Raw genomic sequence first — 12,270 nt, 5'->3', positions numbered from 1 at the left:
ATGCCATCTACAGACCTTCTATTCATAATAAGAAGCACGAAGTCGGTGGCCTGTCCGCCTAATTGCCAGCCCAGGCTCCCCCCTGCTATGGTAAATATTGCCGGCGGGGACCAATCTCCTCCCTTTTCATTGCGTACCATGATTATGCCCTGGCCGTATTTTCCGCCGATCCCGATGCCGGCTGATATGGTATTCGGGAATATGGCTATTGCCGAACAACTTCTCATGAGGTCGTCAGGAATGTTCTGGTCCGGCATCTGTTGTATATCGTACAAGACCCTGCCGGATTCTTCCACAAGCCTGGTCCATTTGTTGTCCTCTTCTGCCAAGCAGCCTGATTGAAAAAAGAGTGATGCCGCAAAAAAAGCCATTGCTATAAGTCCTATCTTCTTCATCGTTCCCCTCCCTTTTTATTACCGCTATTATATGGTCAGGGAGATTGTCTGTCAAGGGGTATCGGGTGAAATATTGGTTGCGCCCTTGTCTTTGATGATACTTATGATATAATCTAACTATATTAAAGGAGAGAAAATATATGGAAAAGGTCATAACATTGATTTTGGGCGGCGGACAGGGTAAAAGGTTATACCCTTTGACTATGTATCGCTCGAAGCCGGCGGTTCCCATAGGGGGGAAATACCGACTGATAGACATACCGATATCTAATTGTTTGCATTCTGGCTTAAAAGACATCTATGTGCTTACCCAGTTCAATTCAGAGTCGCTTAATAACCACATAAACAACACGTACAGGTTCGATTATTTCTCCAGGGCATTCGTAAGGATACTGGCAGCCGAACAGACGATCGATAGCACCAACTGGTTTCAGGGTACAGCCGATGCTGTAAAGAAAAATCTTTTTCATCTCGATCTTAAGGGCGACGAAGATATTTTGATATTGTCCGGAGACCACCTCTATAATATGGACTACACTTATATGGTCGATTACCATAGGGAGAAAGGCGCGGATTTTACCGTGTCGGTAGCGCCTGTTAAAAGTGATGAGGTGAGCGAATACGGCATACTTAAGATGTCGTCCAGCGGCAGGATAACGGGATTTAAAGAGAAACCGGCAACAGGGGCCGAGGTGAAAGACTTTGCTATCTCAGGGAAAGCCCGCGCTAAGGTGCACTCGCCTGCCGGATATCCTTATCTTGCGTCCATGGGTGTTTATGTTTATAAGGCTAAGGCGCTCGCGAAGGCCCTTGAACAGAGCGGCGCGGATTTTGGGAAAGAGGTCATCCCCCACTCAATAAAAAACCTTAAAGGCGTCGGCTATGTTTTTAATGGATACTGGAAAGATGTAGGTACCATCGAGTCTTTTTATGACGCGAACATGGATATGGCGTCATCCAAGTCGCACTTCTCCTTTTTTTATGAGGGGCTTGTATTCACAAGGCCCAGGTTCTTACCCACCGCGCGGGTCTACAAATGCAGGGTCGAACATTCGCTTATAGCGGAAGGCTCTATTATAAACGACGCCGAGATAACCAACTCTATTGTGGGATTAAGGTCTATTGTGGGAAAGGGCTGCAGGATAGCGGATACTGTTATAATGGGCGCAGATTATTATGAAGAGTCTGTCAATTCCGGACCGGCGAGGGTCGGGATCGGCGATAACTCGCATATCGAAAAAGCCATTGTAGATAAGAACGCCAGGATAGGAAAGAATGTGGTAATAGCGAATTCCAAGAAATTAAAGAATGCCGATTGCGGAAACTATTTTATCCGGGATGGGATCGTGATAGTCCCGAAAAATGCCGTCTTAAAGGACGGGACTAAGATCTGACAGCTTGCCCTGAAAACTTTTTCTTGTTTTAAGCGTTTCTTCTATTTGCCTTATAGTAGCTGTTTTATCGTGCGCCCAATCAGGCGCCGCGTGATACTGTTTTGCCCCCTGTCCCGTCAGCCTCTGGATTATTATATCTCGAGACAGGTGTTCCAAAAAGTCGCAGACTGCCTCGGAGTACTCGCCCTGTCCCATCACTTTTATCTTGCCTTCGCGATACAATTGTTCGTATTTACTCCCTTTAAGTATGTGCAGCAGATGTATTTTTACGCCGTTAATTTTGAGTGAAGAGAGTTTTTTCGCTGTGTCTATGATATCATTCCTGGACTCGCCCGGCAGGCCTACTATTATATGGGCGCATATGGATATGCCGAATTCTTTTGTAACGCCGACCGCATCGACGAAATCGCAAAACTTATGCCCCCTGTTAATGCCGGCGAGCGTCCTGTCATGCGTTGATTGCGCTCCGTATTCTATCCATACATCGTATCTCTTCTTATAAGAAGAGATGATTTCAAGTTTATCGCGATCGATCGCATCGGGCCTCGTTCCTATGGAGATACCGACTATCTCTTCGAAACCCAGGACGTTGTCATACGTCCTTTTTAAAACTTCCGGGTGAGCGTAAGTGTTGGTAAAGGCCTGAAAATATGCGATGAATTTTTGAGCCCCTTTATTGGTTTTTAAATATTGTATCCTTTGCTTCAGTTGTTCTGCTACAGGCCTCCCCGGTTCGGTATAAGATGACCTGGAGCCGGTCTCATTGCAGTAGGCGCATCCGCCGTAACCTTTAGTGCCGTCGCGGTTTGGGCAGGAAAATCCGGCGTCCAGACCTATCCTGTATACTTTTTGTCCGAATTTTTCTTTGAGGTATGAATTGTAATCGTTATAAAGCTTCACGTCTTCTCGTTTTCTCAATATATACCATAAGTATGGATATGGCTGCCGGGGTTACGCCTGAGATCCTCGATGCCTGCCCCAGATCTGTCGGCCGGGCCGTTAATAATTTTTCCTTTATTTCCGAAGACAGGCCGTGTATCTCCTTATACTGTATGCCGGCAGGCACCTTGATCCTTTCGATCTTATCAAGACGCGCTACCTCGCTGAGCTGTCTCTTGATAAAGCCTTCGTATTTTACTTCTATCTCGACTTCTTTTATCTCTTCCGGGAAAAGTTCCATGGCCTCTCTAGAAGCTCCTTCCAGCAAACAGATGGTATCGTTATACGATGCGCCCGGCCGGCGCAATGCCTTCTCCATGCGTGAGCCTTTAAGCCTTGCTATCGCTTTGTCCACCTTCCCCTTCTTTGTCATGGCTCTCTCATATTGCTTGTCATTGACGAGGCCGATGCCGTGACCAACGGGCGTAAGTCTCGAATCGGCGTTGTCTTCCCTGAGCAGAAGTCTGTATTCGACGCGAGAAGTGAACATGCGGTACGGTTCGCTGGTGCCTTTTGTCACAAGATCGTCTATGAGGACTCCTATATAAGCCTGAGATCGTTTCAGAATGAGCGGCTGCTCTTCTTTTATTTTTAAGGCGGCGTTGATGCCTGCCATAAGACCGAGACCGGCAGCTTCTTCATATCCTGTGGTCCCGTTGATCTGTCCGGCCAGATACAGGCCCGATATCTCTTTTGTTTCCATTGTGGGATATAGCTGTGTAGGCTCTATATAATCATATTCTATCCCGTAACCCGGCTTTGTGATCCTGGCGTTCTCCAGCCCCTCTATCGAATTTACCAGCTTTTCCTGAGCATCGATGGGCAGGCTTGTTGAAATACCGTTTGGATAATACTCTGTTGTATTTAATCCTTCGGGCTCCAGAAAAATATGGTGCCTGTCCCGGTCCGGAAAACGGTATATCTTGTCTTCTATCGACGGGCAATAGCGGACACCCGTACCTTTTATTATGCCTGTAAACAGCGGCGACCTGTCGAGGTTTTCCCTTATGATATCATGGGTATTTTTGTTGGTATATGTAATATAGCAGGGTAGCTGTTCCCTCGGGATCCTTGCGGTCTGGAATGAGAAGGGAGTTATCGGGTCGTCTCCATATTGAGGTGTGAGCCGGGAGAAGTCGATGGTCTTTCCATCAAGGCGAGCGCAAGTGCCTGTCTTAAGCCGTCCAAGCTTTAATCCGAGCCTATTTAATGCGCTCGATAACCCGGTAGAATTTTTTTCGCCTATCCGCCCACCCTGGGTATGTTCAAGGCCTATATGGATAAGCCCGTTTAAAAATGTTCCCGGAGTCACTATGAGGGATTTTGTGACATACGTCTCATTTAAGGAAGTCTTGACGCCGGACATCCTGCCGCTCTTTACTGATATCTCTTCTACCATCCCCTCTTTAATATCCAGGCAGCTCTGAGCTTCCATCGCGGATCTCATGTATAGCCTGTATGCCTGCCTGTCTACCTGAGCCCTGGAAGATCTTACGGCCGGGCCTTTTTTTGTGTTAAGAAGCCTGAATTGGATAGTTGTGGCATCGGTTGCTCTGGCCATCTGGCCTCCAAGTGCGTCTATCTCTTTTACAAGCTGGCCTTTGGCAAGCCCTCCGATGGCAGGGTTGCAGGACATAAGCCCAATAGTATCCATATTCATGGTCAAGAGGAGCGTCTTGCAGCCCAGCTTTGATGCCGCCAGGCTTGCCTCGCATCCGGCATGGCCTCCGCCTACTACAATTACATCATATTCTTTGCTCATAACATTCTATCCTGTAAGTGGTTACGTTATGATGCTATTTTAACATGGTTTCCGGATATTTCAAAGTCCTAAATACGGCGCAGGATAAATTCGTTTCTATCACCTTGCCTTTTTTAAAAACTTGAGGTATACTATATATGGATGACAACAGCTTAGAGTGACCCGTTCTCGGGCCTTAAGGTACAAGTTACCTACACAGTGCTGTTGCCATCCTTTTTATTTATGGAGGATTGGTAATATCAGAGGAGTCTCTTGGGGGAAGGCTTGTTCCTCTTGTAGAAGTCGTTTATTAAGCTGACTACTTCCCGCGGCGTGTCCACTACTTTGAATATCCCGAGGTCAGGTTTATCTATCATCTTGTTGGATAGTAATGTATCTTCCATCCAGCTAATCAGCCCTTTCCAGTATTTCTTATCCACAACTATTATCGGAAAAGAGTCTATCCTGTTCGTCTGGACCAACGTTATCGCTTCGAAGAATTCATCAAGGGTCCCGAAGCCGCCGGGGAAGGCAACAAGCGCTTTTGCATATTTCAGGAACATCACTTTTCTGCAGAAGAAATATTTGAATTCTACGACACGCGTTATGTGCTTGTTTGGTTTCTGCTGGGTCGGTATCAGTATGTTCAGGCCTATAGATTCGCCCCCTGCTTTTTTGGCCCCTTTGTTCGCCGCTTCCATTATACCGGGTCCGGCTCCCGTTATTACGGAATAGCCGTGCTCTACCAGTAATGCGGCAGTTGTCTCAGCGCTTTTATAGAACTTGCTTGACGGGTCTGATTTGGCCGAGCCGAAGATAGTTACCGCGTTATTTACATCGGAAAGTTCCTCGAAACCGTCTACGAATTCACTCATTATCCTGAATATGCGCCATGGGTCTTCTTTTGTGAAATCACCTTTTAATGTTGCCATCCGTTAACCTTTCTACTTGCGAAAAGTAATTTTCGCGGGTCAAAATGATTCAATGCCCTGTACGTGAAAAAATATCCGAACAACTTGACGGGATTTGTGAACTGGTCAAATATGAGATGTTGTGTTAAACCTATTGCCAGCGCTACCCAGGCGTCAGATAATGAAAAAACGCTTATGGCTACCCATAAAAGCGTTATCAGTTCATATGAGTGGAGCGCTACGAAAACTTTCTTCGGCTCCATCAGGCGATACTCCCTGAACATGTCCTTTACATCAAGGATCTTGCTATGCGTGAAAAAATAATCTATCGGATGGTCAATATCTATAAGTATTCCCGAGGCGAAGGATATGGCCGCACAATTTATAGATCCGAAGTAATACCCTACTCCTATGCTGACAAGGCCGGATACGACGGCATGCGCTGAAGGTCCCGTGGCTTCTCCCTTTAGAGCGACAAAACGGAATCGAATGTCCCGTACGCGTTCTGTATGCGCTCCTGGTTTGCCGAATCGAGCGTCCATTCGCCGTCAATGACAAACTTGTATTTATACCTTCCGGGAGAAAGCTCAAACTTCTTTTGCCAGCTTCCGTCCTCAATCCTTGAGAGTTTATTCTCTTCGCATATCTTCCAGTGATTGAAGTCGCCGACTATATAGATATCTTTTGCGTTCGGCGCGTTTATCTTAAATTGCACCTCCCTGAACGCCTGTTCTATATTCTTGGCTATGGCCTGGGACGCCGCGGTCATTACATTGTCCAATTGTTGGCCGACAGATACAGCTGCCTCTGTTTCGGCGGGGTCCGTATTTTCGGATTTGACGGTCTCTTCATCGGCCTTGAGAATCTCCCCGGCAAGAGCCATGTAATCCTGCGCCCCATTAGAATCTTTATCGAACTGTATGACCGATATACCCTGGGCAACCGCTTTTTTGAGGGCCACATTCATACGTATGACCGTTTCAAGCATCTGGTGCTTGAAGAAGGATTTTATCTCGTCGAGCATCGTCTGGGAATATTTTGTCCTTCTGTCGAAGATCGTGGCAAGCGCGTTCACCGTAGGGGCATGATTTATCTTTATATTTATCAGTTCCAGCATACCTAACAATTTTCCTACCCCCATAAGCGAAAACGCGCTCATGTCTATCGGGACGATGACGAGGTCCGATGCCCTGAGGGCGTTGAATGTCAGGAAGCCGAGGCTTGGCGGGCAGTCCATTACGACGTAATCGTAGTTAAGTCCGGACGCCGTTAATATTTGATGAAGGCGCGAGACCGCGTCCTCCTTGTCTTTTAATTCCTGCTCCAATGTGCTCAGCAGTATGTTGGACGGGACTATGTCCAGGTTCTGGCATACGTTCGATATGCACTCGTCTATGGGATGCTGTTTTTCAGTCAGATCGGTCAGGACATTATATATATATCTGTCTGCGGATTTAGTGTTTACCCCTAGCCCGAAAGAGGCATGAGCCTGCGGATCCAGGTCTATTAAAAGAATTTTCTTGCCGGACGCGGCAAGAGCGCTCGATAGGTTAATGGCCGTTGTCGTCTTACCGCAACCACCTTTTTGATTTGCTATCGAAATCTTTTTCATAGCCCATCTCCTTTTTTATGAATATATACCAAATAGAAGGAATTTACAATCGTTTTTTTGCGAAATCAACCCCATTTTTAAATATCTTAAAACCATCTCCTGAATACTCAGGCCTCTTCCCGCGCCTGGTCCACGCAGGATGCTGGTATGGGCTTATATGTCTCTCAGGATGCGGCATCAGCCCGAAGATCCTGCCGGTTTTATCGCATATCCCGGCTATGCTCTCTATGGAACCGTTCGGGTTATGCGGATACCCTTTCCTCACCCCTTTCTCGTCAACGTATTCAAAAACGATCAAATCGTTTTCTTTGATCCGATCCAGCACTTTTCTGTCTTTAGGGATAAATTTTCCCTCACCATGCGCGACGGGCAGATATATGGTATCTTCGATCCCCTCAACCCATATACATTTGTTTTTTGCCTTTCGATTTTTGACTTTTTTTAAATATACCCACCTGTCTTCAAATTTATTAGAGTCATTCAACGTCAGAGTCGCTTCTATAAACCGGAAATCGCCGGACAGGTTCGGCAGCAGTCCCGCTTTTACAAGTATCTGGAAGCCGTTGCATATTCCGATGATAAGCTTCCCTTCATTAATGAATTTCTGCAACTCATCCACAAGCTTAAATTTCAACTCATTTGCAAGTATTTTCCCGCTTGCTATATCATCGCCGTAGGTGAAGCCTCCCGGTAAGGCGAGGATATGATATTCAGAAAATCCATTTTCTTTTTTCGCGAAGTCGTTTACATGCACAAATTCGGCCTCGGCGCCGGCCGCTTCGAAAGCGAATGCCGTTTCATTGTCACAATTTGTGCCGGCAGTCCTTAGGACCGCGACTTTTATATTTTTCATGGTTTAGAGATCCCTAAACGGGTTTTGCCATGCGCTCTTTAGTTTTTCAATATCTGTTGAGATTATCGTTCTTCCGGATCCATCGGCTATCTTGAAAGACCCGTCTTCAGTAACGCAGCCCAGCTTACATACCGGTATTTTTTTCATGGCGACGCTGAACTTTTTTTCATTGGAGACTTCCACGATGAAACGCGTATTCGATTCCGAGAAGAGCAGGACTTCATTGCGTAGACCCTTCTGCGATGCAGGCTGTGCCGACTCAGACAGGTTGACAGACATGCCCAGCCCTCCTGCAAAAGCCATTTCAGAGAGGGCGACGGCCAGTCCGCCTTCAGAGCAGTCATGGCAGGAAGCTATACAGCCTTTGTGGATCGCGCTGGTCAGCGCGGCCATTAAGCCTTTTCCGTGTGTGACATCGACTTTGGGGACGGAATTCCCGGTGAATCCCCTCATCTTGTAATACTGCGATCCGCCGAGCTCATCGTGTGTAAGTCCTACAAGATAAACGCTGTTGCCCGGTTTTTTAGCGTCCATCGTCACGGCCTTTGAAATATCCTCCATTACCGAGATGCATGAGATTAAAAGCGTATGAGGTATGGATATTGTCTTATTTCCGGAGGAATATTCGTTATTAAGGCTATCCTTCCCTGAAATAAAAGGAACGCCGTATGCCTTCGCTATGTCGTAACAAGCCTGCGACGCGCGGACAAGAGCGCCTAACCTATCCGGCTTATTCGTGTTGCCCCAACAGAAGTTATCCAGTATGGCGGATCTTTTTATATCCCCGCCAACCGCAACGACCTGCCTTAATGCCTCGTCTATTACGCTTGCCGCCATCCAGTAAGGGTCTATCTTGCCGTAATCAGGGTTTATACCGCATGACAGGATAATGCCTCTTTTTGAATCTAAGATCGGGCGGGTCACGCAGGCGTCTCCGGGCCCGCCTCCTCCCACTCCCTGTAAAGGCTTTAATACACTCCCGCCCTGTACCTCATGGTCATATTGCCTGATGATCCATTCTTTGCTGGCTATGTTCAGGGTGGATAGTAGGGCAAGCAGATCTTTGGTGAAATCCGTTTTTTTAGTATCGGCGCGCGGTTCTTTAAAGACAATCCTATTCCATGCGGCTTTTCTTGTGATTTCCGGGAGGCCGTCATGTATGAATTTCATTTTCATGTCACATACGACATTTCCGTCATATAGTAGCTTTAAATTACCGTCTCCCGTGAATCTTCCTATGACTGCAGCTTCCACGTTCTCGCGTTCGAAGACTTTTAAAAGAGCCTCCATTTTATTACGGTCTACGGCCATTACCATCCTCTCCTGCGCTTCCGATATCCATATTTCGTCGTAGGTGAGCCCCTTGTATTTCAACGGAACCTTTTCAAGATAGACCTCCGCACCTAACTTTTCACCCATCTCTCCGACCGCGCTGGACAATCCTCCTGCGCCGCAATCGGTTATGGCGTTATACAGGCCCATGTCGCGCGAGCGCAGGATGGCGTCCGTTAATTTCTTCTCCTGTATAGGGTTACCTATCTGGACCGCCGACCCCGACATCTCTTCAGACTTATGCGTCAGCTCTCCTGAAGAGAATGTCGCTCCGTGTATCCCGTCTCTGCCGGTTCTTCCCCCTGCCACGACTATAAGATCTCCTGTGTTTACTTTTTTAAACGATTTGTTCTTAGGCATTATACCGACGTTCCCGCAAAATACGAGCGGATTGCCGACGAAATTATCGTCAAAAAGGACCGCGCCGTTCGATGTCGGTATCCCCATCCTGTTCCCATAATCCCGCACGCCTGCCACTACCCCTTTCATGATCCTTTTTGGATGCAGGGCGCCTTTTGGCAGCTTACTATAAGGGTAATCCGGTCGTCCGAAGCAGAATATATCTGTGTTGATTATTGGTTTGGCTCCCAGTCCGGTACCCAGCGGGTCGCGTATTACGCCGCCTGTTCCGGTGCCGGCTCCTCCGTAAGGCTCAAGAGCCGACGGATGGTTGTGGGTCTCTACCTTAAAACAGACATTGTGTTTTTCGTCGAACCGTATTATGCCTGAGTTATCCTGGAATACCGATACACACCATGGCTTATTGAGCTCTTTGGTGACTTTCATGACCGTGTTCTTTAAAAGATTGCGTATTATCTTACCGTCGAATTCTATATTTCCGCGGAATGTCTTATGTTTGCAGTGCTCCGACCATGTTTGGGCGATCGTTTCGAGCTCGCAGTCGGTGGGATCCCTCTTTAAGGACCTGAAATATTTTTGTATCGTCTTCATCTCGACGAGGCTCAGGAACAATTGCCCTTCCTTCGATATCTTCAATAATTGGCGCGCGTTCGCCTTCAATAACTTTATATGTGTAAGCTTGAACCGGTACGGTTCTATTTCGGCATGGATCTGTGATTGGCCTTTGACTATGTGCTGGATGACCTTATTATAAAGGATTTTTTTAGCAATGGAATGGATCTCCGGGTAAGACAATCTCCCGTCAATGAGGTATTTCCGGGCGGTCCTTACGGTACGGACGCCATTTATCCCCATATCGGCGATAGCTTTTTTTGCGCTCTCTTCTACAGGATCCATGACGCCGGGATTATGCGCGACCTCGACTACCTTGAATTTCTCCTCCCTCGGTATATTCCGGTTATAACTGAACCTCTGTGTGACCGGATCGATGAGAAGGTTCGCGCATATGCGGTCTATGTCAAGATCGGTGAGCTCGCCCTCCAGGAGGTAGACCTGGACGGTCTTTACATCCTTTATCCGGCCTTTTAATCCCAGGTCCTCTATGTCCTTTTTAACTCCTAAACCGACAGGATCCGCAAAGCCTTCTTTTTCTGAAACCTCGATTCTATATACCATTATGCGGCTATTCCCATTCTATTGTAGAAGGCGGTTTAGAGCTTATGTCGTATGCCACCCTGTTAACGCCTTTTACCTCGTTGATTATCCTGTTCGATATCCTTGCCAGGACCTCGTAAGGTATCCGGGCCCAATCCGCCGTCATGCCGTCAACGCTCGTTACCGCCCTTATCGCCACGACGTTTTCGTACGTCCTCTCATCTCCCATGACGCCTACGGATTTTATCGGCAACAAAACAGCGAAGGCCTGCCATATCTTATCGTAGAGCCCGTCCTTTATCAGCGTCGAGATGAACCTGTCGTCTACTTCGCGCAGTATGTCGCACCTGTCCTTTGTAACTTCGCCGAGTATGCGTACTGCAAGGCCGGGTCCCGGGAATGGGTGGCGTCCCAAAACTTCCTGCGGTATGCCCAATTCCCTGCCCACCATCCTTACCTCGTCCTTGAACAGGTATTTTAGAGGTTCTATAAGCTTGAGCCGCATCTTCTTCGGTAAGCCTCCGACATTATGATGCGTCTTGATTGTGGCGCTGGGGCCTCCGAACGCGGAACGAGATTCTATCAGGTCAGGATATAATGTGCCCTGAGCGAGGAATCTGACCCCGCCGATCTTCTTTGCTTCAATGTCGAATATACTGATGAATGTCTTTCCAATGATCTTTCTTTTTCGTTCAGGGTTTGTCACTCCCTTCAGGGCTTCCAGGAACAGGTCCGAAGCATCTACTGCACGCAGGTTTATCTTGAAATGTTTTTGAAAGACCTCGCGCACAAGGCGAGCTTCGTTCTTTCTCAGCAGTCCGTTGTCGATGAATATGCATGTGAGCTTATGACCGATAGCCATATTTATCAGGACAGCTGCGACCGATGAATCGACGCCGCCGGACAGTCCTAATATGACCTTTTCTTTCCCTGCCGTTTTCCTGATGTCGGATATGGTTTCCTTGACAAACGATCTCATGGACCAGTCGCCGGCCGCGCCGCAGATATCTTTGACGAAATTCTTGAGGATAGTCTTGCCGTATTTAGTGTGTGCCACTTCCGGGTGGAACTGGACGCCTGACAGGCTAAGCTCAATATTCGCAAAAGCGGCTATCGGCGTATTCTTTGAAGATCCGATTTTTCTGAATCCGGCGGGCATCTTTCTTACCTGATCCCCGTGGCTCATCCACGAAGTGCTCTTCTTGGGGATGCCCGCGAAGAGAGAATGGCGGCTTGTGGCCGTAAATACCGCGCGCCCATATTCCCTGGAATTCGAGCGTTCTACGTTTCCCCCAAGGAGCTTTGCCATCAGCTGCATTCCGTAGCATATGCCAAGCACGGGTATTCCGAGAGAAAAAAGGCGCTTATCGCAAGAGGGCGCGTTATGGGAGTAAACGCTTGCCGGGCCGCCCGAAAGTATTATGCCTTTAACCTGCCGCAGGTCTAATGAATCCGGGGATATGTCCGGAGGGACTATCTCGCAGAATACGTTCAGCTCCCGCACCTTCCTGGCGATGAGCTGGTTATACTGTGAGCCGAAGTCTATTATTACGATCTTTTCTCTTGCCAATTATACTT

General features: G+C 47.6%; 10 protein-coding genes. 1 reads left to right on the top strand and 9 read right to left on the bottom strand.

Annotation, left to right across the window (positions count from 1 at the left end):
- Positions 1-395: lipid-binding SYLF domain-containing protein (locus WC592_06880; GenBank protein MFA4982171.1), on the bottom strand; the 395-nt coding region annotated here is incomplete at its 3' end.
- A 140-nt stretch (positions 396-535) separates the two neighbouring features.
- Between WC592_06880 and WC592_06875 the strand changes: the two genes are divergently transcribed.
- On the top strand, positions 536-1,789 hold the full coding sequence (locus WC592_06875) for a glucose-1-phosphate adenylyltransferase (GenBank protein MFA4982170.1): 1,254 nt from the start codon (positions 536-538) through the stop codon (positions 1,787-1,789).
- On the opposite strand, the gene WC592_06870 is transcribed toward WC592_06875, so the two are convergent.
- The 8 genes from WC592_06870 to guaA all read right to left on the bottom strand — a co-directional run bounded on the left by WC592_06870 (position 1,766) and on the right by guaA (position 12,262).
- On the bottom strand, positions 1,766-2,707 hold the full coding sequence (locus WC592_06870) for a TIGR01212 family radical SAM protein (protein ID MFA4982169.1): 942 nt from the start codon (positions 2,705-2,707) through the stop codon (positions 1,766-1,768). The two genes, WC592_06875 and WC592_06870, sit on opposite strands and share 24 nt — an antisense overlap.
- A complete protein-coding gene (mnmG, locus tag WC592_06865; protein MFA4982168.1) occupies positions 2,676-4,490 on the bottom strand; it encodes a tRNA uridine-5-carboxymethylaminomethyl(34) synthesis enzyme MnmG in 1,815 nt (604 codons plus the stop codon). The genes WC592_06870 and mnmG overlap by 32 nt, the downstream gene beginning before the upstream one ends.
- Before the next feature lie 239 nt (positions 4,491-4,729).
- On the bottom strand, positions 4,730-5,401 hold the full coding sequence (locus WC592_06860) for a TIGR00730 family Rossman fold protein (GenBank protein ID MFA4982167.1): 672 nt from the start codon (positions 5,399-5,401) through the stop codon (positions 4,730-4,732).
- Positions 5,389-5,922, bottom strand: coding sequence for a hypothetical protein (locus WC592_06855; GenBank protein ID MFA4982166.1), 534 nt, complete (start codon positions 5,920-5,922; stop codon positions 5,389-5,391). Before WC592_06855 ends, WC592_06860 begins: the two co-directional genes overlap by 13 nt.
- Positions 5,847-6,992, bottom strand: coding sequence for an AAA family ATPase (locus tag WC592_06850; protein MFA4982165.1), 1,146 nt, complete (start codon positions 6,990-6,992; stop codon positions 5,847-5,849). The genes WC592_06855 and WC592_06850 overlap by 76 nt, the downstream gene beginning before the upstream one ends.
- A 43-nt stretch (positions 6,993-7,035) precedes the next feature.
- Positions 7,036-7,845: a phosphoribosylformylglycinamidine synthase I gene (gene purQ / locus WC592_06845; GenBank protein MFA4982164.1), complete on the bottom strand. Its 810-nt coding sequence runs from the start codon at positions 7,843-7,845 to the stop codon at positions 7,036-7,038.
- A gap of 3 nt (positions 7,846-7,848) precedes the next feature.
- Positions 7,849-10,713, bottom strand: coding sequence for a phosphoribosylformylglycinamidine synthase subunit PurL (gene purL / locus WC592_06840; GenBank protein ID MFA4982163.1), 2,865 nt, complete (start codon positions 10,711-10,713; stop codon positions 7,849-7,851).
- Positions 10,714-10,720: 7 nt separating this feature from the next.
- The gene (gene guaA, locus WC592_06835) at positions 10,721-12,262 is read right to left on the bottom strand and encodes a glutamine-hydrolyzing GMP synthase (GenBank protein ID MFA4982162.1); all 1,542 of its coding nucleotides are present in this window, start codon (positions 12,260-12,262) and stop codon (positions 10,721-10,723) included.
- Between the last annotated feature and the right edge of the window lie 8 nt (positions 12,263-12,270).

Source organism: Candidatus Omnitrophota bacterium (genome assembly GCA_041648975.1).
In the GTDB taxonomy this organism is placed as follows: domain Bacteria; phylum Omnitrophota; class Gorgyraeia; order 2-01-FULL-45-10; family 2-01-FULL-45-10; genus JAQUSE01.
Note: the sequence above shows the minus strand (reverse complement) of the source record. Positions and strands in the feature narration are given on the sequence as shown.

Coding starts and splice junctions, on each gene's coding strand:
- WC592_06875 (MFA4982170.1), top strand. CDS start 536: ATGGAAAAGGTCATAACATTGATTTTGGGCGGCGGACAGGGTAAAAGG.
- WC592_06850 (MFA4982165.1), bottom strand. CDS start 6,992: ATGAAAAAGATTTCGATAGCAAATCAAAAAGGTGGTTGCGGTAAGACG.
- purQ (MFA4982164.1), bottom strand. CDS start 7,845: ATGAAAAATATAAAAGTCGCGGTCCTAAGGACTGCCGGCACAAATTGT.
- WC592_06855 (MFA4982166.1), bottom strand. CDS start 5,922: ATGGACGCTCGATTCGGCAAACCAGGAGCGCATACAGAACGCGTACGG.
- purL (MFA4982163.1), bottom strand. CDS start 10,713: ATGGTATATAGAATCGAGGTTTCAGAAAAAGAAGGCTTTGCGGATCCT.
- WC592_06860 (MFA4982167.1), bottom strand. CDS start 5,401: ATGGCAACATTAAAAGGTGATTTCACAAAAGAAGACCCATGGCGCATA.
- mnmG (MFA4982168.1), bottom strand. CDS start 4,490: ATGAGCAAAGAATATGATGTAATTGTAGTAGGCGGAGGCCATGCCGGA.